The organism is Streptomyces sp. NPDC127108, assembly GCF_042677545.1.
In the GTDB taxonomy this organism is placed as follows: Bacteria; Actinomycetota; Actinomycetes; order Streptomycetales; family Streptomycetaceae; genus Streptomyces.
The window spans coordinates 72,699-94,149 of record NZ_JBHXTE010000009.1; the positions used below are offsets into that span (position 1 = coordinate 72,699).

General features: G+C 73.3%; 11 protein-coding genes. 1 reads left to right on the plus strand and 10 read right to left on the minus strand.

The window, feature by feature from the left end; genetic code table 11:
• Window positions 1-197 precede the first annotated feature (197 nt).
• Window positions 198-611 carry a hypothetical protein gene (locus ACFVHO_RS09705; protein WP_385711951.1) on the minus strand — a complete coding sequence of 138 codons (414 nt, stop codon included), beginning with the start codon at window positions 609-611 and terminating at the stop codon, window positions 198-200.
• A 274-nt stretch (window positions 612-885) separates the two neighbouring features.
• Here ACFVHO_RS09705 and ACFVHO_RS09710 point away from each other — a divergent pair, with 274 nt between their 5' ends.
• Window positions 886-2,034, plus strand: a complete 1,149-nt coding sequence (locus ACFVHO_RS09710) for an LPXTG cell wall anchor domain-containing protein (protein ID WP_385711953.1) — start codon at window positions 886-888, stop codon at window positions 2,032-2,034.
• A gap of 114 nt (window positions 2,035-2,148) precedes the next feature.
• Here the strand turns inward: ACFVHO_RS09710 and ACFVHO_RS09715 are convergent, their stop codons facing one another.
• The 9 genes from ACFVHO_RS09715 to ACFVHO_RS09755 all read right to left on the minus strand — a co-directional run bounded on the left by ACFVHO_RS09715 (window position 2,149) and on the right by ACFVHO_RS09755 (window position 21,300).
• Window positions 2,149-3,975, minus strand: coding sequence for a GMC family oxidoreductase N-terminal domain-containing protein (locus tag ACFVHO_RS09715; RefSeq protein ID WP_385711955.1), 1,827 nt, complete (start codon window positions 3,973-3,975; stop codon window positions 2,149-2,151).
• Window positions 3,976-4,025: 50 nt separating this feature from the next.
• Window positions 4,026-5,642, minus strand: coding sequence for a succinic semialdehyde dehydrogenase (locus ACFVHO_RS09720; RefSeq protein ID WP_385711956.1), 1,617 nt, complete (start codon window positions 5,640-5,642; stop codon window positions 4,026-4,028).
• Between the two features lie 170 nt (window positions 5,643-5,812).
• Window positions 5,813-7,522, minus strand: a complete 1,710-nt coding sequence (locus ACFVHO_RS09725; protein WP_385711958.1) for a serine/threonine-protein kinase — start codon at window positions 7,520-7,522, stop codon at window positions 5,813-5,815.
• Window positions 7,523-7,573: 51 nt separating this feature from the next.
• Window positions 7,574-9,388: a serine/threonine-protein kinase gene (locus tag ACFVHO_RS09730; protein ID WP_385711960.1), complete on the minus strand. Its 1,815-nt coding sequence runs from the start codon at window positions 9,386-9,388 to the stop codon at window positions 7,574-7,576.
• Window positions 9,389-9,614: 226 nt separating this feature from the next.
• Window positions 9,615-11,528: a serine/threonine-protein kinase gene (locus tag ACFVHO_RS09735; protein ID WP_385711962.1), complete on the minus strand. Its 1,914-nt coding sequence runs from the start codon at window positions 11,526-11,528 to the stop codon at window positions 9,615-9,617.
• A gap of 90 nt (window positions 11,529-11,618) precedes the next feature.
• Entirely contained in the window at window positions 11,619-13,391 is a 1,773-nt protein-coding gene (locus ACFVHO_RS09740; RefSeq protein WP_385712120.1) for a protein kinase, read from the minus strand.
• A 189-nt stretch (window positions 13,392-13,580) separates the two neighbouring features.
• Window positions 13,581-16,838, minus strand: a complete 3,258-nt coding sequence (locus ACFVHO_RS09745) for a protein kinase (RefSeq protein ID WP_385711964.1) — start codon at window positions 16,836-16,838, stop codon at window positions 13,581-13,583.
• 167 nt (window positions 16,839-17,005) lie between these two features.
• Entirely contained in the window at window positions 17,006-19,309 is a 2,304-nt protein-coding gene (locus ACFVHO_RS09750; RefSeq protein WP_385711966.1) for a serine/threonine-protein kinase, read from the minus strand.
• A 284-nt stretch (window positions 19,310-19,593) separates the two neighbouring features.
• Window positions 19,594-21,300 carry a glycerol-3-phosphate dehydrogenase/oxidase gene (locus tag ACFVHO_RS09755; RefSeq protein ID WP_385711968.1) on the minus strand — a complete coding sequence of 569 codons (1,707 nt, stop codon included), beginning with the start codon at window positions 21,298-21,300 and terminating at the stop codon, window positions 19,594-19,596.
• Window positions 21,301-21,451 lie beyond the last annotated feature (151 nt).

Below are 21,451 nucleotides of genomic sequence, written 5' to 3' on the forward strand. Positions count from 1 at the left end.
CCGGGCGCAGCACGCCGCGCGCACGCCTCGCACGTCCATGCGGAGTCACCCGCACCTCTTCTACGACTGAAGATCGACGTGCGCGGTTCCCTCGAACACCCGGTCAGCCGCGTGACGCGTACACGACTTATGTCACACCGGGTCGGCCCGCCCGCCCCGAAGGGGCGCCCCTCGGCCCGCCGACGCCGGAACCGGCCTCACTGCCAGGGCCAGAACCGGTACGGGCTCAGGACCAGGATCGCCAGGACCATGCAGCCTCCGACGATCACCACGCTCCGCACCTGCCGCCACCGCTCGGACCGCTCCGAGCGGCCCCCGGCCCGCCCGGTGGGCGCGGCACGCCACTCGTCCGGGCGCCACGGCTGCGCGGCCTCCTCCCTGCGCTTGCGCCGCTTGCGGCCGACGACACCCTCGGCCTCCTTCCGCGCCGCCTCCTCGTCCAGGCGACGCAGCCGCTCGGCGACCATGCGCGCCCGCGCGGACGGCTCCTTCGGTGCGGACGCCCGGATCTCCCGCTCGCTGTCCTGCTCGAACCGGCGCCACACCTCGTCGGGTATGGCCGACTCGTCGTCAGGCTCGCGCGGCGACTGCACGGACACTGTGCCCCCCAAGAATCCATTCCGGAGCGTGCTTCGTCAGCGTGCTCCATCTCGCTTGCAAACGGGGGAAGTTCTACGACACCGCACTGCGGCCGCACAAGCCAGTGCCCTTGACGACCTTCGCACTTGTGACTCACGCCACATAAGAATTCTGTGAGTTCCAGGACAACCATTCCCGGCCTGCGCAGGTCATCCATGCGTGACAACGGCCACTTCCGCGCCCCGCCGCGGAGGCCTCCACCTCCGTACCGCGCGGGCGCGGTGCGCCGGACTCTCTGAGGTCTTCATGAAGCTTCGCCGTGCTCTGGCCGCAGCGGCAGCGACGGCCGTGATCGCCCCGGTCGCACTGCTCTCGGCACCCGCCGCGTTCGCAACTGGGGACGCGAACGCCACGCCGTCCGCGAACGCGAGCGAGACGCCGCCGGCCGAGTCCCCCGGCCCGGAGGACCCGGCCGAGCCCGGCGACGACACCAAGCCCGGCGACGGCGACACCAAGCCCGAGGACCCGACGAAGCCCGAGGACCCGGCCAAGCCCGGAGACGACACCAAGCCCGGTGACGACACCAAGCCGGGCGACGGCGACGCGAAGCCCGGTGACGACACGAAGCCCGGCGACGGCGACACCGAGCCCGGTGACGGCACCGACCCCGGCGAGGACACCACCGAGCCCGGCGACGAGGCCACGCCCACCGACGAGCCCACCGAATGCGCGGTCGACGAGGAGACCGGCGAGGACGCCGAGAACAAGCTCGAACTCGACCTCAAGGGCCTCCCCGGCAAGATCGTCGCGGGCAGCGGCTGGCACGAGTTCAAGCTGATCGCGGCCAACCCGAGCGACGAGGACCTGGGCAAGGTCAGGTGGCTGGCCGCCGCGGACAACTTCTCGGAGAGCGAGGACGAGAAGGACTGGCTGAGCAGCTACACGCGGATCCAGTTCTACGACCCCGAGGCCAAGGGCTGGAAGTCGATCGTCGACGAGGTCGAGAGCGGTGTCACCTTCGGCACGACGACGCTCGCCGCCAAGGAGCAGGTCGAGATCAAGCTGCGCCTGAACATCAACAAGAAGGCCCCGGCGGGCGACGGCTACGCGTTCGGCCTCGGCGGCTACGTGGACTCCGAGCTGAACTGCGAGCACAACGCGTTCGCGTTCTTCGACTTCACCGTCCTGAAGCCCGGCAGCGACAACGAGCACCCCGGTGAGGCCATCCCGAGGCCGGACGTCACCGAGCCGCCGGCCGCCAAGAAGCCGCAGGGCGGCCGCGCCGACGAGGTGAAGCAGACGGTCGCGGAGATCCCGCCCACCGGCAGCCTCGCCCAGACCGGCTCCAGCTCCGCCCTTCCGACCATCGGCCTCGTCGGCGGCATCGCCGTCGTCGCGGGCGCCGGCGCGGTGTACGTCGTACGCCGCCGCTCGAACTCGGACGCCGCCGCCTAGGCGACGTACCGCGAGACGCGAAGGACCTGCACTCGGAGGGGGGTGCAGGTCCTTTCGCGCGTCCGGCCGAGTTCTTCGCGTACGGACGCCGAGTTCCTCGCGTACGGACGACGCCTACCTCTTCTTCGGTACCTCGGGAACGCCCAGGAACGGCAGCCGCAGCGCGCCGAAGGCGTGGGCCGGGACCGTCGGGGACTTCGGCTCGACCGGCGCGAGGCGCGCGTAGGCGACGCCCTGGGCCGGACGCGGGTCCGTGTCGCCCTTGTTGGGCCAGAACGACATGGCGCGCTCGGCCTGCGCGGTGATCGTGAGCGAGGGGTTCACGCCGAGGTTCGCGGAGACGGCGGCGCCGTCGACCACGGAGATGCCGGGGTGGCCGTACAGCCGGTGGTAGGGGTCGATGACGCCGGTGTCGGCGCCGTCGCCGATCGGGCAGCCGCCGAGGAAGTGCGCGGTCAGCGGGGTGCCCATCAGCTCGCCGACGTTGGAGCCGGGGAAGCCGTTGATCTCATCGGCGATGAGGGACGCGGCGCGGGTGGCCTCGGGGATCTGCCCCGGATTGGGCGCGCCGTGGCCCTGGCGCGCGGTCAGCAGGCCCTTGCCGATGCCCTTCTCCTTGCGGTACGTGGTCAGCGAGTTGTCGAGGGTCTGCATGACCAGGCCGATGATGGTGCGCTCCGACCAGCGGTAGTTGGACAGGGAGCGCACGGTCAGGAGCGGGTGGCGCGCGGTGTTGGCGAGCCATCCGGCGACGCGCGCCTTGCCGCCCTTCACGGTGTACGGGACCTGGAGCAGCGTCATGCCGCCCATCGCGTTGGACTTCCTGCCGTAGCGGACGGGCTCGATGTGGGTCGTGTCGTTCGGGTGGATGGACGAGGTGATGGCCACGCCCTTGGTGAAGTCGACCTTGCCGCCCGCGCCCGCGAGGCCGCCGTGGCGCTTGCGGTAGCGGCGGTCCGTCGTCTGGGCACCCACCAGGGCCTCGGAGTTGGTGCGGGTCAGATCGCCGAGGCGCCCGGAGACGCGGGGCAGCAGATGGCTGTCCTTCATGCGGTGCAGGAGCGTCTGGGTGCCGTAGGTGCCGGCGGCGAGGACGACGCGGCGGGCGCGGAACGTGCGGCCCCTGCTCTTGCGTTTGTTGTCGGTGGGCAGCGTGCCCACCGCGTAGCCGCCGCGCGAGTCCTCGGTGAGCGCCACCACGGACGTCATCGGGTGGATGACGGCTCCGGCCTTCTCCGCGAGGTAGAGGTAGTTCTCGTTGAGGGTGTTCTTCGCGCCGTGGCGGCAGCCCGTCATGCACTCGCCGCACTCGGTGCAGGCGCGCCGCGCCGGACCGGCGCCGCCGAAGTAGGGATCGGGAACTTCCTTGCCGGGCTCGGCCGTTGACTCACCGGTGGCGTCCCGTCCGTCACCGAAGAAGACGCCGACCGGCGCCATGTGGAAGCTGTCGCCCACTCCCATGGCCTGTGCGGCGGCCTTGAGGTGGACGTCGGAGGGGGTGGTCGTGGGGTTGAGCCGCACGCCGAGCATCCGCTTGGCCTGCTCGTAGTACGGACGCAGCTCGTCCTGCCAGTCCGTGATGTCCTTCCACTGCGGATCGTCGAAGAACGCCGCAGGCGGTACGTAGAGCGTGTTCGCGTAGTTCAGCGATCCGCCGCCCACGCCCGCGCCCGCCAGGACCATCACATTGCCGAGCAGGTGGATGCGCTGGATGCCGTAGAGGCCGAGCGCCGGGGCCCACAGGTAGTTCTTGATGTCCCAGGAGTTCTTGGGCAGTTGCGCGCGAGTGAAGCGGCGGCCCGCCTCCAGGACGCCGACGCGGTAGCCCTTCTCCGTGAGCCGCAGGGCGGACACGGAACCGCCGAAGCCGGAGCCTATGACGATGACGTCGTAGTCGTACCCCTCGTCGTCCGCGCTCCGGACGGAGTTCTCCTGTGGCATTGGGTCTCCTCGGTGCAAGTCGGTCTGCGGGGCGCGGGACACCACGCCGCTCAGCGCAGGCGCAACGCCTTCATGAGCTTCAGGCTCGTCGTCATGAACGCCGCGTGCTTCTCGTCGCTCATGCCGAAGGACGGTGCCAGCGGGACGAGCCGCTGGTGTGCCACGGTCTGGGCCTCCGTGTACTTGAGGATGCCCTCGGAGCCGTGGCGGCGGCCGAGGCCCGAGTCCTTCATGCCGCCCATCGGGGACTGCACGCTGCCGTAGGCGGGCGCGAAGCCCTCGTTGACGTTGACGGTGCCGGTGCGCAGGCGGGCGGCCAGGGCGCGGCCGCGCCTGCCGTCCTTCGTCCAGACCGAGGAGTTCAGACCGTAGGAGGTGGAGTTGGCGAGTTCGACGGCCTCGTTCTCGTCGGTGAAGCGGTAGAGCGAGACGACCGGTCCGAAGGTCTCCTCCGTGCACACCGCCATGGGCGACTCGACGCCGTCCAGGATGGTCGGCTCGTAGAAGTAGGGGCCGATGTCGGGCCGGGCCACGCCACCCGCGACGAGCGTGGCGCCCTTGGCGACGGCCTCGTCCACGTGCCGCCGGGTGGCCTCCAGCTGCCGCTCGCCGACGAGGGAGCCCATCTCGGCGCCGTACGCGAGCGACCGGCCGAGCCGCATCGCCTTGGTCTTCGCCGCGAACCGCTCGACGAAGACGTCGGCGACGGCCTCGTGGACGTACAACCGCTCGATGGAGATGCACAGTTGACCGGCGGACGAGAAGCAGGCGCGGACCGCGCCCGCGGCGGCCTTCTCCACGTCGGCGTCGTGCAGGACCAGCATGGCGTTCTTGCCGCCGAGTTCGAGGGAGACGCCGACGAGGCGGGCGGCGGCGCCGGTGGCGACCTCGCGGCCGGTGCGGGTCGAGCCGGTGAAGGAGACGTAGTCGGCGCGCTCGACGATCTCGGGTCCGACGACGGGGCCCTCGCCCAGCACGACCTGGAACACCTCGGCCGGAAGCCCCGCCTCGATGATCAGATCCCGGGCCCACAGGGCCGTCAGGGCGGTCTCCGTGTCGGGCTTCATCACCAGCGCGTTGCCCGCGACCAGGGCGGGCAGGGCGTCGCCGATGGACAGCTCCAGGGGGTAGTTCCAGGGGGCGATCTGGCCGACGACGCCGCGCGGCTGGCGCAGTTCGGTGACCTTGGTGAGGGTCGGTACGACGCCGGTGTGGCGCTTGGGGTTGAGATACGCCCCGGCGCGGCGGCCGTAGTGCCGGGCCGCGACGGCGACGGCCTGGACCTCCTCGTGCGCGTGCAGCCGCGCCTTGCCCGTCTCCAGCTGGATGAGGTCGAGGATCTCCGCCTGGCGCTGGAGCACCAGGTCGTGGAAGCGCAGCAGGACGGCGGCGCGCCGGCGCACCGGTGTGCGGGCCCAGGCGATCTGCGCGACGCGCGCCCGCTCGAAGGCGGTGGCCACGTCCTCGGGGGTGGACTCGGGCAGGTCGGCCAGCTTCTCGCCGGTGAACGGCGTGTGGTTGGCGGTCCGGGCCGAGCCGACCACATCACGGGTGAGCTGGGCGACCAGCTCCGGCGTGACCACGTCGGCGGCGGTGCGTGCGCCGCTGGGGGCCGGGGCGACCGGGTTCGTACCGAGGGGCGTGGCGGGGGCCTGCGAGTCCGTCATGACGGTGAGCGTATGCCTGAGCGGACGCTTTGGGTACCCATGGGTAACGAGGTTTCACCGAGCACGCACACACGGCCGCGGGCCGCTTCGTTCACTGCCAGTGCTTGCTGGCGACAAAGGCGCTGATCAGGGCGTTCCTCGGGCACCAACCGGCAACTCCGGAACAGACGTCAGCCCTTCACCAAGTCCTTGCCGACCTTGAGCCGCTCCCGCACGCCCTTGAAGAGCTCGGTGCCCTCCCTCTCCTCCCGCGTGCCCTTCGGCATGTCCACGCGCAGCTCGTAGAACTCCTGGTCGGCCGTGATGATCATGAGCTGCAGACAGCGGATCGGGGTGGTCATGGAGTCGTCGTCGTACGTGGTGTCGGCGATCGCCGCGTCGTAGCCGTGGTGGGACGTCTTCGTGTAGTTCGTCCGGGCGCCGTTGTCCGAGTCGTGCCAGGTCTCGGCCGCCTGGTGGGCCCAGGTGAGCGCGGGCGTCGAGCCCCCGTCCTCCTTGGTCAGGCGCACCGTGACGTCGCTGTTCTCGTCCTCGGCGTAGATCACGAGCCGGGATCCCGTGCGCTGCCGGTCGTCGTCGCCGTCCTCGCGCACGACGACCTTGTAGCGCGCGGGCACGGGCATCTCGGCGACGAGGGCCCGCTCCGGGCGGACCTTCCAACGGGGCTTCGGGGTCCCGGTCTTCGGAGTTCCGCGTTCCGGGGTCCCGGTGCCCCCGCCTTCCGAGCCCTTCGTACGCTCCGCACGCGTCTCCCCCGCGCCGCCGCCCATCGACGTACCGAGCCACACCCCGCCACCGACCAGCAGCGCGCCCACGAGCGCGGCGGCGACCAGGGCGGGCGTACGGCGTCCCCCGGCACGCCCCGGACCCGAAACCGGCCCCGCCCCCGGACCCGACCCCGGGCTCACACCCCCACCGGCACCCGCACCCCCGGCGCCGCCCGCATCCCCCGCATCCCCCGCATCCCCGCGAGAAAGCCGCACCGTCCCCACGTCGTCCGACAACTCCCGCATCCCCGAGGGGTCCTGCGCCGCCACCGTCCCGAACGGCTCCGGCAGCGGTCGCCCCTCGGCCACCGCCTCCAGGGCCGCGGCCACCTCCCCCGCCCCGGGCCGCAGCCCGGGATCGCGGGACAGCAACCGCGCTATGAGCGGAGCCAGTTCGCCCGCCCGCGCCGGCTCCGGCACGTCCGCGGAGAGCACCGCCGCCAGCGTGGACTCAAGGGTCGTACGCCGGAACGGGGACCAGCCCTCCACCGCCGCGAACAGCAGCACCCCGAGCGACCACAGGTCGGAGGCGGGCTCCGCCCCGTGCCCCGCCATCCGCTCGGGCGCGATGAACTCGAGCGACCCCACGAACTCGCCGCTGACGGTGAGCGATTCCTCGCCCTGCACGCGCGCGATGCCGAAGTCCGTGAGGACGACCCGGCCGTGCGCGCCGAGCAGCACGTTCGCGGGCTTCACATCGCGGTGCACGATGCCCTGGGCGTGCGCCGCGGCGAGCGCGCCGACCAGCGCGAGCCCGACGCGGGCCGACTCGGCGGGCGGCAGCGCCCCGCGCTTGAGCACCTCGTGCAGCGACTCGCCCCGGACCAGCTCCATGACGATCCAGGGCCGTCCGTCGTCGACGACCACGTCGTGGATCGCCACCGCGGCCGGATGGTCGACCGACGCCGCGGCGCGCGCCTCACGCCGCAACCGGGCGTACGCGCGCCCTGCCGCCGCGCCGTGCGGATCACCGGGAAGCCGCGGCTCCTTGACCGCGACCTCCCGCCCGACCAGCTCGTCGACGGCACGCCACACCGTTCCCATGCCCCCGGATCCGATGCGCTCGGCGAGCCGGTACCGGCCCCCGAGCACGCGTCCCCCGTCAGCACTCATCTCAGGAGTCAGCACTCATCTCAGACGTCAGCACTCATCTCAGGGGTCATCTCAGGGCTTCGCGATCTCCAGGCCCTCGATCGCCTTCTTCGCGACCTCCCGCCCCCGCTCGGTGAAGTCGCTCTTGGCCGGGTAGTCGATCCACAGCTTGTACATGTCGCCCGCCGAGGTCCGGTAGTAGAAGACCTTGGCCTCGCGCGGGTAGACGACCTCGGATTGCTTGTTGGTGTACGGAATGAGGTTCTCGGCCGACTGCTTGCCCTTGTAGTCGCCCTGCGTCGTCTTCTTGCCGGGCCCCACCTTGTCCGGGCTCAGCGAACCGAGCACCGTGCTGCCGCCCTCCAGGTCCTTCATGTCCTCGTACGCCTCGGCCATCGAGGTGCCCGCGATGTAGTTGAGGTCGTCCTCGGACTTCTTGTTGAGCTGCAGCGACACGAAGAGGCTGCCGCTCTTGTCCGTGTACGTGACCCAGTGTTCCTTCGGCGTCTCGCCCTTGTCCGTGGTCTCCCGGTACCCCTCGGGCACGGACAGCGTCGCGCCCAGCGACTTCGCCTCGTGCTGCGTCCACTTCCCCGCGTCCGAGTCGCCGCCGAACGGCTTCACCGCGAGGACCACCGCGGCGGCCACCGCGAGGACGACGACACCGCCGACGGCCACGAGGGCCTTGCGGCCGAGGAACACGCCCTTGCCTCGGTCCGGCGCCGGTGCGCCGCCGTCCGCGTGGCCCGCCGTCACGAAACGCGTCGCGGGCAACTGCGGGGGCTGCGGCGGCCTGACGGCCTCCTCCAGGAGGGCCCTGACCTGGGCGGCGCTCGGGCGGTGGGCGGGTTCCTTGTGCAGCAGGCCGTTGATGGCCTCGGCGAGCGGGCCCTGCGCGGACGCGGGTGCGGCGGGCGTGGCGTTGAGGACGGACTGGAGCGTGGCGGGCGTGTTGTTGCGGCGGAACGGCGAGACGCCCTCGGTCGCCGCGTACAGCACGACACCCAGCGACCACAGGTCGGACGCCGGTCCCGGGCGCTGTCCGAGGACCCGCTCCGGGGCGATGAACTCCGGCGAGCCGACGAAGCCGCCGGTGTCCGTCAGGTTGGTCTCGCCCTCGATCTGGGCGATGCCGAAGTCGGTGAGGACGACGCGGTCGTGCCTGCCGATCATCACGTTGTCCGGCTTCACGTCGCGGTGCAGGACCCCCGCCGCGTGCGCCGCCTCCAGGGCGCCGAGCACTTCGAGGCCGACCCGGGCCGCGTCGCGGGCGCCGAGCGTGCCCTCGTCCCGCAGCGCCGCGCCGAGCGAGCGGCCCTGCACGAACTCCATCACGATCCACGGCTGGCCGTCCTCGACGACGACGTCGTGGACGTTGACCACGGCCGGGTGGTCGAGGCGGGCCGCCGCACGGGCCTCGCGGCGCATCCGCTCGAACGCGTTGGCGCGCTCCCGCTCCGGCAGATGGTCCGGAACCCTCGGCTCCTTGACGGCGACCTCGCGGTCCACCGTCTCGTCCTTGGCCCGCCACACCGTGCCCATGCCGCCGTGGCCGAGCTTGGAGAGCAGCCGGTAGCGCCCGCCGATCAGGCGGCCGGAGCCGGGCTCGGCCCGCGTGGCCTCCGCGGCCCGGGCGTCCGCCGCGGCCTGCGAGGACTGCGCGGCCTGCGAGGACTGCGAGGGCTGCGAGGGCTGCGAGGGCTGGGCGAACTGCACGGACTGCGCAGGCGCGTCGGGGCCCGGCTGCTGGTTCGGTACGACCTGGGTGGGCTGGGCGTACGGATTGGGGTACGGCTCGCCGCCACCCTGCTGCGGGGGCTGCGGTGGCTGCAGGCCGTAGCTGGTGGTCTCGTTCGGGCCGTGGGAGGCTCCCCCGTCGTTACTCATGCCCCCATGAGTACCCTGCGGTGCACCTCGGGTTCCAGCCAGGGTGCCCAGTTGTGACCGGGGTGATGCACGATCCGGGAACTTCGGCTACGTACGGGCGGAAAGGCGCACGTCGTGGCGCGCCCGAGCCGGGCACCCGCCGCGCGCACGCCCCCATCCACCGGCGCCGCACGCCCTCGTCATCACCACCGCGCGTCCTCGTCGTCCCCGCCGCACGCCCTCGTCATCACCGCCGTACGAACGTGTCCACCGCCGTGTCGAAGTGCCGCCGCCCCTCCCGTGCCTGGCCCGCCGGTGCCGACACCCACACGTCGTACCTCCGGCCGCCCTCCTGCCAGCACAGGTCGTAGACGCGCCGGGCCCCCGCCCCGCCGCCGGAGCCGTCCCGGGTGTACTGCCACAGCGCGGCGGGGCGGCCGTTGCGGGTGGTCGCGGTGACGTCGGCGTCGCGGTAGCCGGGGTGGTCGCGGGGCCCGTCGGCGTCGGCCCGGCGCTGCGCGGCGAGTGGGCCGCCCGGGACGGGGTCGGCCGCCTCGATGCCGATGCGGACGGCGCCGCCCGGCGCGGTGTAGAAGGTGCGCGGGCCGTCCGTGCCGCGGACGTAGCCCCGGGGGACGGCGAGGGCGAAGCCGCGCGGGTCCTTGGCGAGGCGGTAGCCCGCGGGGGCGGCGGGAGTCGAGGGCGCGGCGGGCGGCACCGTGTCCGGGGTCTTGGTGACCGTCGAGGTCGCCGTCGGGCGCGGACTGCCGGAGTCCGTCGGGGTGTTGTCGGGCGAGGCGGAACTGGGTGGTGCGGTGCGGCCGCCGTCGCCGTCGCCATCCTGCCCGAGCAGTAGCGTCGCGGCTGACACGGCGCCGCCCGCCACGGCCGCGACCAGGGCAGCGGTGATCAGCATGATGCGGTTCTGGCGGCGGCGCGCGGGGGCGGACAGGGGCGCGGTGAGGTCGTCCAGGTGCCCCGGGCGGGCGGGCGGCGGCTGTGCGCGCGGGGTTCCGGGCGGGTGGCGGCCGGGGAGCAGGGAGAGGAAGGGGCGACGCCCTGTCGAACGCCCCGAGCGCCCTGACCGTTCCGAGCGCCCTGCCCGCTCTGCCCGCTCCGAGCGCCTGGCGCGCCATGACCGGCCCGAACGGTCCGAACGGCCCGAACTCCCTGCCGATCGGCCCTCCGAGCGCCCCTCGGAGCGGCCTGACGACCGGCCGGGCGCACGCCCCGTAGCCCGACCACGCGCACGTCCCGATAAGCGCCCCCGCGCGGGAACGAGCGCGGAACGCCGACCACTCGTCCCCGCCCCGGGCAGCCCCGGCATGACCCCGGTGTCGACGTACGCGCGCAGCAGCCGCTCCGCCCCGGCCGCGTCCAGTCGGGCCTCCGGGTCGCGTTCGAGGAGGCCGAGGACGAGGGGCGCGATGGGCTCCGCGGCGGGCGGTGGGCGTATCTCGTCGAAGACGACGGCGTGCAGCACCCCGCCGATCGAGTCGCGCCGGAACGGCGACTCCCCGCTGACCACGGCCACGAGCAGCGCGCCGAGGGACCACAGGTCGGACGCGGGCCCCGTGCGCTCGCCGGACATGCGCTCCGGCGCGGTGTACTCCGGCGAGCCCACGAACGACCCGCTCTCCGTGAGCGTCGTCGCCCCGCTGACCTGCGCGATGCCGAAGTCCGTGAGCACGACCCGGCCGGTGGCCTCCTCCAGGAGCACGTTGGCGGGCTTCAGGTCGCGGTGCAGGACGCCCGCGGCGTGCGCGACGCCGAGGGCACCGAGCAGGTCGAGGCCGATGCGGGCGGCCGCCTGCGGGCCGAGCGGTCCGGATCTGCCGATGCGCAGGGCCAGCGTGGGGCCCTCGATCAACTCCATGACCATGTACGGGCGTTCGTCGTGGACGACCACGTCGTGCACGACGATGATGTGCGGATGGCGCAACTGCGCGACGGCGCGCGCCTCGCGCAGGGTGCGCTCGCGCTGTCGCGCGGCCTCTTCGTCGGAGAGCGTCTCGTCGAGCGGGATCTCCTTGACGGCGACGCGACGGCCGAGGAGCTGGTCGGTCGCGCGCCACACGACGCCCATGCCGCCCTGGCCCACCCGCACCTCGAGACGGTAACGGCCGGCGATCACACGGGTGCTGTCACCCAGGCTCCCCATGCGGCCATCATGCCCCACAGGTGTGGTCACGGACCCTCTCAGCCCGGACAAGGGCCAGTTCAGGCCGTATCCGTCGCGGGCCGGCCCGGGTCAGTCGCGCCAGCCGCGCAGCACCGCGTCGAACTGTTGCCGGGTCTTGTTCCAGTTTCCCTCCGGCGCCGACATGTAGATCACGTACTCGGTGCCGGCACGGCTGATGTAGCTCTGCGAGATGGCTTGCCGCGGGCCCTTCGTGGTGTCGCTGGCGCCCGCCGTCCACCTGAACTCCCAGAGGGCGCCGGGCCGGTCGCGGAAGGTGTTGGAGTTCAGGTGCAGACGCCGGTAGTCGGGCAGCCTCTTCAGCTGCTTCTCCAGGTCGAGCTGGTGGGCGTACGGGGTGTCGAAGTCGGGGCTGGGGTCGACGCTGATGCGCACGAAGTGGCGGCCGTTGTCCGGGGTGTAGTCGATCTGGCTGCCGTCCACCTGCCGCTGCCAGCCCTTGGGGAGCATGAGGCTGAAGCCCTCCGCGTCGTGCACGCGCACCCAGTTCTCGGGGATCGCGCCGACGACCTCACCGGCCTTGTCGCCCTTGCCCTTCCCGTCCTTGCTCTCTCCGCCGCCGTCGCCGCCCCCGAGGTACAGGTAGCCGAACACCGCGCCCCCGCCGATCGCCGCGGCCGCCACGACCGGCACGAGGGCCCGGAACCAGCGCCGCCGCCCGGGCCCTGTGGGCGTGGGAGCGGTGGTGGCGCCCAAGTCGTGCGAGCCCCGTGTGCCGTACGGGGACGGTGTGGCGTAACCGGACGGATCGGCGGCCTGACCCGGCGTCCGCCCGCCGGGCTCCACGTGGCCGGAATGTGCCGCTCCCGGGACCGAGGTGGCCGAGTGCGGGGTGTGCGGGCCCTGGGCGTGCGGGCTCGGTGTGGCGGAGGGCGGGGTGTGCGCCCCGGAAGCAGGCGCAGCGGGCGCGGGGGTTCCCGGGGGTGCGGTGGACGGGTGGTGCGGGGGCGTGTGGGCCGTCGGCCGCTCGTGCACCGTCGTCGGTACGTACGCCTGCGCACCGCCCGGACGCCGTCCCTCCGCAGCCTCCGCGAGGAGCTGCTCCGCCTCGGCCGCGTCCGGCCGCGCGTCCGGATCCTTGGCCAGGAGCGCCGAGATGACGGGCCCGAGCGGCCCCGCGTACCGCGCGGGCTCGGGCTCCTCGGTCACCACGGCCTGCATCGTGCCGAGCGGAGAGGTGCGCCGGAACGGCGAGTTCCCCTCGACCGCCGTGTACAGGGTCGCGCCGAGCGCCCACAGGTCGGCGGCGGGACCGGGGTTGGCGCCGCTGACCCGCTCGGGCGCCAGGTAGTCGACGGAGCCGACGACCTCGCCGGTCCGTGTGATCGTCGAGTCGCCCTCGATCGAGGCGATCCCGAAGTCGGTGAGCAGCACCCGGCCGTCCTCGGAGAGCAGGACGTTGCCCGGCTTGATGTCGCGGTGCAGGACCCCGGCGCCATGCGCGGCGCGCAGCGCCCGAAGGACCCACAGGCCGATGCGGGCGGCCTCGCGGGGCTCGATGCGGCCCCGGTCCCGGACGGCGTCGGCGAGCGAGTGGCCCTCGACCAGCTCCATCACGATCCAGGGCCGGTCGTCGTACTCGACGACGTCGTGGACCGTGACGACCGCGGAGTGGTTGATCTGGGCCTGGGCGCGCGCCTCCGTCTGCGTCCGGGTGAGCAGCACCTCGCGGTCGGCCTCCTGCACCCACTGGGCCGCCGTCAGTTCCTTGACGGCGACGACGCGGTGCAGCACCTCGTCCCGCGCGCGCCACACGCGGCCCATGCCACCACTGCCGATGGACTCGCCGAGCCGGTAACGGCCGGCGAGGAGCAGGCCCTGCATCTGATTCACGTTCCCCCGCAGTTGGTCTTGACAGGGCCAGGTTCTTGAGGTTTGCCAGAGCCCAGGTTAAGGAGGGGGGCGCGCACAGGGAACGGGAGGGGGTGATCAGAGACCGCACTGTGACGCGGACGGGGTCGGACACGTGCCCGACGAGGGCCAGTTGGTGTGCCCGTACCGGGCGGGCGGGAGTCAGCCGGAGGGCCGGTAGGACGCCGACGCCTGCTCGAACAGACGCGTCACCTCGTCCCGCTCGGCCTCGGGTCCGCGCACCTGGAGCACGTGGTACTTCCCGTCCACGGCCATCGCGAGATTGCGTACGAAGACCTCGGTGCCGTCGGTGTCCTGCCAGGTGAACTGGCCCTCGGCCCGGGCCTTTCCGCCCACGTCGACCAGGCGGAGACCGCTGGACGTGGCCCACGACGAGTCGCGGAACGGCTGGAGTTCGCGCTCGTCCTCCTTCTGGTACTTCATCGGGTCGGTGCCGAAGTCGCCGGTGCTGTCGCGGCCCGGGACCACGACGAGCTCGAAGCGGCCGTGGGTGTAGAGGACCTGGCCGCGGCCGTTCTTGGGCTGCCGGTCCCAGCCGTCGGCGACGGCCACCTTGAAGCCCTCGGCGTCCTTGCGCAGCGTGAAGCCCGACGCGACGTCGGGGTCGGTGGTCTGCGGCTCCTGCGAACCGGGGGTCTTCTCCGGGTCCGACGCCTTCCCGTCCTCGCCGTCGTCGGCGCCCTTGCCGCCGTCGCCGGGCTCCTCGCCCCCGCTCGGGCGTTCGCCGTTGTCGTCCGGCGCCGGACTGACCTCGCCCGCGTTGCCGGTGCGGCCGGTGCCCTCGCCCTCGCCGGACTCGGGCATGAACAGCATCGCGTACGCGACGGCCGCCACCAGACCGGCCAGGATCACGACGAGCAGGACGCGGCCCAGCGAACGCGGCCCCCGGGGGCTCGGTGCCCGCTCGGGGCGCGGCGCCCGCACCGGCCTGGTGTCCCTGCCGCGCTCCTTGACGCGCTCCCGGCCACGCTTGTGGCGGCCGTGGCCCTGGGCGTGTTCGTCCCCGGTCGGGACCGGCGCGGGCGAGCGGCGCTTGCGGACGACCTCGCCGCGGCGGCGTACGACGGGCAGCCTGCCGCCGTCGTACGGCGGCGCGGGCACCACGTGCACGCCCGCGTCCGGCTCCGGCGCCGACCGCACGAGGGAGCGCAGCCAGCCGCTCAGCTCCTCGAAGTCGATCCGCTCGGTCGGGTCCTGACGCAGCAACGACTCGACGACGGGCCGCAGCGGCCCGCACTCCTCCGCGAACGCGGGCGGCTCCGCGCACACCAACTGCACCAGCTCGGCGGTGCTGTCCTCCGGATACGGGGCGTGGCCCTGGACGGCGCGGAACAGCAGCGCGCCGAGCGCCCACAGGTCGGTGGCGGGCCCGATCGGCGCGGCCAACTGCCAGTTGTCGTGCACCGGCCCGGCCTGCTCCGGCGCCCACCGCTCCGTGACGGCGCCGACGACGGTCATCCGGGCGTGCCGGGCCCGCTCGGCGGCGAGCGCGGTGGTGGGGCCGCGGCGCGCGCGCAGCTCGCCCGCGGGGTCGTCCCATTCGCCCTCACGGGGGCGGACGTTGCCCTCGGGGGCACCGGCTGTGCCCCTGCGGTCGGGCGACTTGGCGAGGTCGTGGGCGGGGTGCGCGGGGTGCGCGGCGGGGGCGGGGAGGTTCGGCTTCGGCTGGTACGGGGTCTGGGCGTACGGGGCCGACTCGCGCGGGGTCGCCAGGTGCGGGGCCGACGCGTGCGGGGCGGGGTGCGCGGAGGTCGGCCGGTCCGGGGCGGGCTGCGTCCGGGCGGACGGGAGCTGCTTGGCGAAGGGGTGGGGCGGGGGGCTCTGTGCGCCGCCCTGTGCGCCGGGGGCGCTCTGCGGGGCTGGGGCGCCGGGCGTGCGGTGGGCGCTGGGTGCGCCGTGCGGGTTCGGTGCGCGGTGGGGGTCCGGGGCGTGGTGGGGGTTCGGTGCGTGGTGGGGGTCCGGCGCGCCGTGCGAAGCCGGTACGCCGTGGGAGCCAGGTGCGCCGCCCTGCGCGGGCACGGCCCCGGCGCGCGGCACAGCCCCGTGCCACGGCTTCTTCTGCCGCTCCCGGACCCCGTACGGATCCGAGATGTGCCCGACGGAGCCGACCGCCCCGACGGAACCGCCGTCGCCGTCCGCGCGCTCGGCGCCGTACGTGTCGTACGTGCCGTCAGCGCGCTCGGCGCCGCCGCCCGCCTCGACAGGACCCGCCTCCGCGCCGCGCCCGGCCTCACTCACCCGGGCGGCGGCACGCGCCGCGCCCGCCCGGTACGCGGCGATGGCCCCGGCCCGCGCCGCCCTGAGGTCCCGCTCGGCCGTGCCGTACGGGGGCTCGATCCCGCCCCCGTCCGCGCGCCGAGCCGCCTCGATCGCGGCGTGCCCACGCGATCCGTTGCCGCTGTGCTCGTGGCGGGCGCCGTTCTCTCCGTACGCGGCGGACTCGCCGTACCCGGAGCCCTCGCCGTACGCCGGACCCTCGTCGTACCCGCGACCCTCGCCGTACGCGGGCTCCCCGCCGTCCTCATGGCCCCCGCCGTACCCGTCGCCCCCGTCGTACGCGGGCTCCTCGGCGTACTCGTCGTACTCGGAGTGCCCGTCGTACTCGGAGTACCCCTCGTCCCCGTACCCCTCGTCCCCGTCCGCCCCCGAAGCCTCCACCGCCGCGTACCCCGCGCCGCCCGTCGGCTCGGGCACCGCGCCCGCGGGCTCGGTGAAGCCCGCGAAGTCGTCCTCCTCGGGCCGCGGGTCGTACCCGCACAGGGCCTCCTCCGCGGCGCCCGCGGCGAGCCCGGTCAGCATCACGCGGCCGTCGTCGCAGACCAGCACCGTGCGCGCGGTGATGTTCCGGTGCACCCAGCCGTGCGCGTGCAGGACGCGCAGCGCCGTGACGACGTCCGCCGCGACCTCCGCCGCGCGGAAGGGGTTCAGCGGCCGGTCGGCCAGTAACGCGGCGAGCGGCCGGGCCGCGACCAGTTCGCTCACTATCCACAGCGAGCCGTCTTCCGCGAACACGTCGAAGACCTGGTCGAGCCGCGGGTGGTCGGGGATGCGCGCGGCGGCCTGCGCGGCCTCGATGGCCCGCAGGACCGCGGGGTCGCTGGGCCTGCGCGTGGCGCGCGAGCCCGCGCGCCGGGCGCCGCCCCGGCCCGCGCTCCCGCGCGCGCTCCGGAAGCCCTCGGGCAGTCCGCCGGGCAGGACGTCGCTCAGATCGCCGTCGCCGTACGCCTCGTCGCCGAGCACCTCCGCCTCGACGATCTCGGGCAGCGGCACCTGCCGGACCAGGACTTCCTGACCGCTGTAGGTGTCGAAGGCGCGGGTCTCCGCGAGTTCGTACTCGTCGGCCGGAGGCAGCGGCAGGCGGTAGCGGTCGGCGAGTACCCGTCCCGCATAGTCGTCCACGATGCCTCCCCCAATCCGCCCGGTGGTCAATTCCGTTCGACTTACGGCTCGTTGCGGCTGCTTACCCTCCGCAAGCACTCACGATACGTGCCACAACCGAACCGTATTGAGGGGATGCGAGATCTCACCGGTCATCGCCCGGCCATCTCACCGGTCCCGCCCCACCGTCACTTCTTCGGCTCGAAGGTCCGTGTGAACGTCCGCCAGGCGTCGCGTCGCTGATCGCTGCCCCAGTCGTCCGCTTTCGCGGTGTACATCAGCCCGTAGCCCAGGCCGCCGTTGACGACGAAGCCGCGGTCCACGGAGCGGTACTTCGTACCGCCGTCCACGTAGGTGAATTCCCAGTCCGCCGTGTTCCAGCCGCGGAAGTCGACCTTTTCTATGCGGATCCGGTCGTACTGTGCCCGGCGCATGCCCAGTTCCTGGTTCTTCCAGTCGGCCACCGGGTTGTCCTTGGGCGTCGGGGTCCAGCCGATCAGCAGCTTCTGCCCGTTCGGACCGGTGAAGCGCGCGCCCGCGCGGTCGGTCGTGCGGAACTTCCAGCCCTTCGGCAGGCCTATCGAGAAGCCCTGCGCGTGCTTGTACGTCTCCTCGGCGCCGTCCTTGCCCTTGCCACCGCCGCCGATGGCCGAGCCCTGCCCCGCGTCGTCGTCCTTGCCCGAACCGGAGCCGTCGTCCTGCTCCTTGCCCTGGTCTCCCTGGCCGTCCTTGCCCGTGCCCGAACCGGAGTCGTCGTTCTTCCCCGAGTCCTTCCCGGAGCCCTTCTCCTTGCCCTCGCCCCCCGCGGTCGCCCCGCTGGACGAGGACTTGTCGCCACCGCTCTTGTCGTCCTTGGTGTCGCCGTCGCCGTTGAGCGCGAAGGCGAGCACCGTGCCGAGCACGGCGAGGGCGACGACCACCGCGATGATCACCAGCGTGCGCCGCGGCACCACATCCGTGAGCGGAGCCCGCGCGGGCGGCTTCGGCGGCCCGCTGGGCTGCGAAGGGATCCGCGCCGCGCCATGCGAACCGGCGCCCGCACCGGCGGAGTTCATGCCCACACCCGCGCCGACCCCAGCACTCCCGGAGGCCACACCCGAGCCCGCGCCAGCGCCACCGGCCCGCCCCACGACACCAGCACCAGCACCACGCTCGGCGCCACCGATCCCAGCCGTACCGCCGATACGTTCCCCCGCACCGACAGCACCTGTCGAACCGACCGCACCAGAAGCAGTCGTCCCCGAAGCGGCCGTCCCGCTCGCCGTCCCGGAGGCAGCACCCGCGGCGCCACCACCGCCGTGCCCGGTCACACCGGACCCGGCCGAAGCACCCGACGCCGAACCGGCGTTGCCCGCGCCACCACCGGCGGCCGGACCGCCGACCGACGCGGCACCGGCGGCACCAGCGGTCCCACCAGCCGCGGCACCGCCCGCCGCACCCGCGCCGCGAGCCGACGTGGCCGCGGCCGCCGCCTTCTTGCGCACCGAGCGGAACGCGCCCTTCAGCCGCTCGGCGGCCTCCTCGCCCTTGCGGCCGCCGGTGGCACCGGACGGCGGCGCCTGCGGCGGGACCGGGGGCAGCGGCACGACCTTCGTCGCGTCCACCGGCTCCGCCGGGGCCTTGTCCTCGGGGATGTCCGGGGCGTTGACGACCTCCCGGAGCATCGCCCGCGCGCTCGCGTCGTCGAGCCGCTGCTCGGGGTCCTTGGCGAGCAGGCCGTAGATGACCTTCTCCAGCAACGGACCGGCGTTCTGCGGCGGTTCGACGGCCTCGGTCATCACGGCGGTGAGGGTCGCGATGGCCGAGCCCTTGTCGTACGGGGGGACGCCTTCCACGGCCGCGTAGATGAGCCCGCCGAGCGACCACAGGTCGGCCGCGGGGCCGGGCTTGTGGCCGCGTGCCCGCTCCGGCGAGATGTACGAGGGAGCGCCGACGAGCATGCCCGTCGACGTGATGGACGGGTCGCCCTCGACCTGGGCGATGCCGAAGTCGGTGAGGACGACGCGGCCGTCCTCGGCGATCAGCACGTTGGACGGCTTCACGTCGCGGTGCAGGATGCCCTCGCGGTGCGCCGAGCGCAGCACGTCGAGCACCGCGAGTCCGACCTCCGCGGCGCGCCTCGGCGTGAGCAGCCCGTCCTCGCGCACGGCCTCGGCCAGGGACTTGCCCTCGACCAGCTCCATCACGATCCAGGGCCGGTCGTCCTCGTCGACGACGTCGAAGACCGTCACGGCGCTGGTGTTGCGGATCCGGGCGATCGCCTTGGCCTCGCGCAGCGTGCGGGTGATGAGCCGCCGCTTCTCGTCCTCGTCGATGCTCGACGGGAAGCGCAGTTCCTTGACCGCGACCGTGCGGCCCAGCGTCTCGTCCTTGGCCCGCCAGACGGTGCCCATGCCGCCGCGGCCGAGCACGTCACCGAGCCGGTACCGGCCCGCGAGGAGACGTGCGCTCTGATCCTGACGAGCCTCGCCCGTCCGCTCAGCCTCCGACATGCGTCCCCTCAACTACCCGCACAACCAGCCCCGACAGAGCCTTCATTGTCCCTCACCCGAGGACCGGCCGACGCCGCGGGTCCGTCGTCCCACATCATGGACATTCCCACCGAGTGAACCCCGGCGCACCACCCCAAACCTCGCTGTCCATACCCCCCTTGGCCGCCCTCCTCGGGTCAAACCACCCAGAACCCCTGACCACTCCTTGACTACTTGCTGACAAGCGGAAGGTCAGCCTCCCCCGTCTTCTCCCGGGGGAGGCCGGACTTCGGCGGCACGATCGGCTACAGGGGCACGATGTCCGGCGCCCCGAGGCGTGCCGCGTCGGCCGTCAGGTCGTCCGGCTGGCGCTGCGACTCGCGCTCGGCCTCCACCCGCTTCTCGTAGTGCTGGACCTCGCGCTCGATCTGGTCCTTGTCCCAGCCGAGCACCGGCGCCATCAGCTCGGCACACTCGCGGGCGCTGCGGGTGCCGCGGTCGAAGGTCTCGATGGAGACGCGGGTACGGCGCGTGAGCACGTCGTCCAGGTGGCGGGCGCCCTCGTGCGACGCGGCGTAGACGACTTCGGCGCGCAGGTAGTCCTCGGCCGCCGTCAGCGGTTCGCCGAGGGACGGGTCGGCGGTGACCAGTTCGAGCACCTCCTCCGCCAGTGAGCCGTACCGGTTCAACAGGTGCTCCACGCGCACCACATGGAGGCCGGTGCGCGCCGCGATGCCCGCGCGGGCGTTCCACAGCGCGCGGTAGCCCTCCGCGCCGACCAGCGGGATGTCCTCCGTGACGCAGTCCGCGACCCGCTGGTCCAGACCGTGCACGGCCTCGTCGACGGCGTCCTTGGCCATGACGCGGTACGTCGTGTACTTGCCGCCCGCGACGACGACCAGGCCCGGCGCGGGGTGGGCGACCGTGTGCTCGCGGGACAGCTTGCTGGTGGCGTCCGACTCCCCGGCGAGCAGCGGCCGCAGGCCCGCGTACACCCCCTGCACGTCGTCGCGCGAGAGCGGCACCGCGAGCACCGAGTTCACATGCTCGAGGAGATAGTCGATGTCCGCGCTGGAGGCGGCCGGGTGGGCCTTGTCCAGGTCCCAGTCGGTGTCCGTGGTCCCGATGATCCAGTGCCGGCCCCAGGGGATCACGAAGAGCACACTCTTCTCCGTGCGCAGGATGAGCCCGGTCGAGGAGTTGATCCGGTCCTTCGGCACGACCAGGTGGATGCCCTTGGACGCCCGGACGTGGAACTGGCCGCGCTCGCCGACCATGGCCTGGGTGTCGTCGGTCCACACGCCGGTGGCGTTCACGATCTGCTTGGCCCGGATCTCGTACTCCCCGCCGGCCTCGACGTCCTGGACCCGGGCGCCGACGACGCGCTCGCCCTCGCGCAGGAAGCCCGTGACCCGGGCGCGGTTGGCGGCCTTGGCGCCGTACGCCGCGGCGGTGCGCACCAGGGTGGCCACATAGCGGGCGTCGTCCATCTGCGCGTCGTAGTACTGCAAGGCGCCGACCAGGGCGTCCTTCTTCAGGCAGGGGGCCACGCGGTGGGCGTGACGGCGGGTCAGATGGCGGTGCGTGGGCAGGCCCCGGCCGTGGCCGCGCGCCATCGACATGGCGTCGTACAGCGCGACGCCCGAGCCCGCGTACAGCCGCTCCCAGCCCTGGTGCTGGAGGGGGTACAGGAACGGGACGGGCTTCACCAGGTGCGGCGCGAGCCGTTCGAGGAGCAGGCCGCGCTCCTTCAGCGCCTCGCGCACCAGCGCGAAGTCCAGCATCTCCAGATAGCGCAGGCCACCGTGGATCAGCTTGCTGGACCGGCTCGACGTGCCCGACGCCCAGTCTCTCGCCTCGACCAGGCCCGTGGTCAGGCCGCGGGTGACGGCGTCGAGCGCGGTGCCCGCGCCGACCACGCCGGCGCCCACGACGAGAATGTCCAGCTCGTGCTCGGCCATGCCCGCGAGTGCCTCGGCGCGCTCCGCCGGGCCAAGAGTCGCTGTCCTCACCGCTGCCTCCCGTGCTTTTTCGGGTGTGGTCGCGCTCACATCATGCCCAGATTCTGGTCGCGCCCGCCGGGTTCGGCCACGGCCTGTGGAAAACCTTGAGGCCACTGTGACTCCTGTGGCCGCCGGGAGCAGCGGGGCTATCGAGAACTTC

Bases quoted from the DNA above. Each gene is read 5' to 3' on its own strand.
- ACFVHO_RS09725 (WP_385711958.1), bottom strand. From the start codon at position 7,522: ATGAGTGCTGACGGGGGACGCGTGCTCGGGGGCCGGTACCGGCTCGCC.
- ACFVHO_RS09730 (WP_385711960.1), bottom strand. From the start codon at position 9,388: ATGAGTAACGACGGGGGAGCCTCCCACGGCCCGAACGAGACCACCAGC.
- ACFVHO_RS09735 (WP_385711962.1), bottom strand. From the start codon at position 11,528: ATGGGGAGCCTGGGTGACAGCACCCGTGTGATCGCCGGCCGTTACCGT.
- ACFVHO_RS09710 (WP_385711953.1), top strand. From the start codon at position 886: ATGAAGCTTCGCCGTGCTCTGGCCGCAGCGGCAGCGACGGCCGTGATC.
- ACFVHO_RS09750 (WP_385711966.1), bottom strand. From the start codon at position 19,309: ATGTCGGAGGCTGAGCGGACGGGCGAGGCTCGTCAGGATCAGAGCGCA.
- ACFVHO_RS09715 (WP_385711955.1), bottom strand. From the start codon at position 3,975: ATGCCACAGGAGAACTCCGTCCGGAGCGCGGACGACGAGGGGTACGAC.
- ACFVHO_RS09720 (WP_385711956.1), bottom strand. From the start codon at position 5,642: ATGACGGACTCGCAGGCCCCCGCCACGCCCCTCGGTACGAACCCGGTC.
- ACFVHO_RS09740 (WP_385712120.1), bottom strand. From the start codon at position 13,391: ATGCAGGGCCTGCTCCTCGCCGGCCGTTACCGGCTCGGCGAGTCCATC.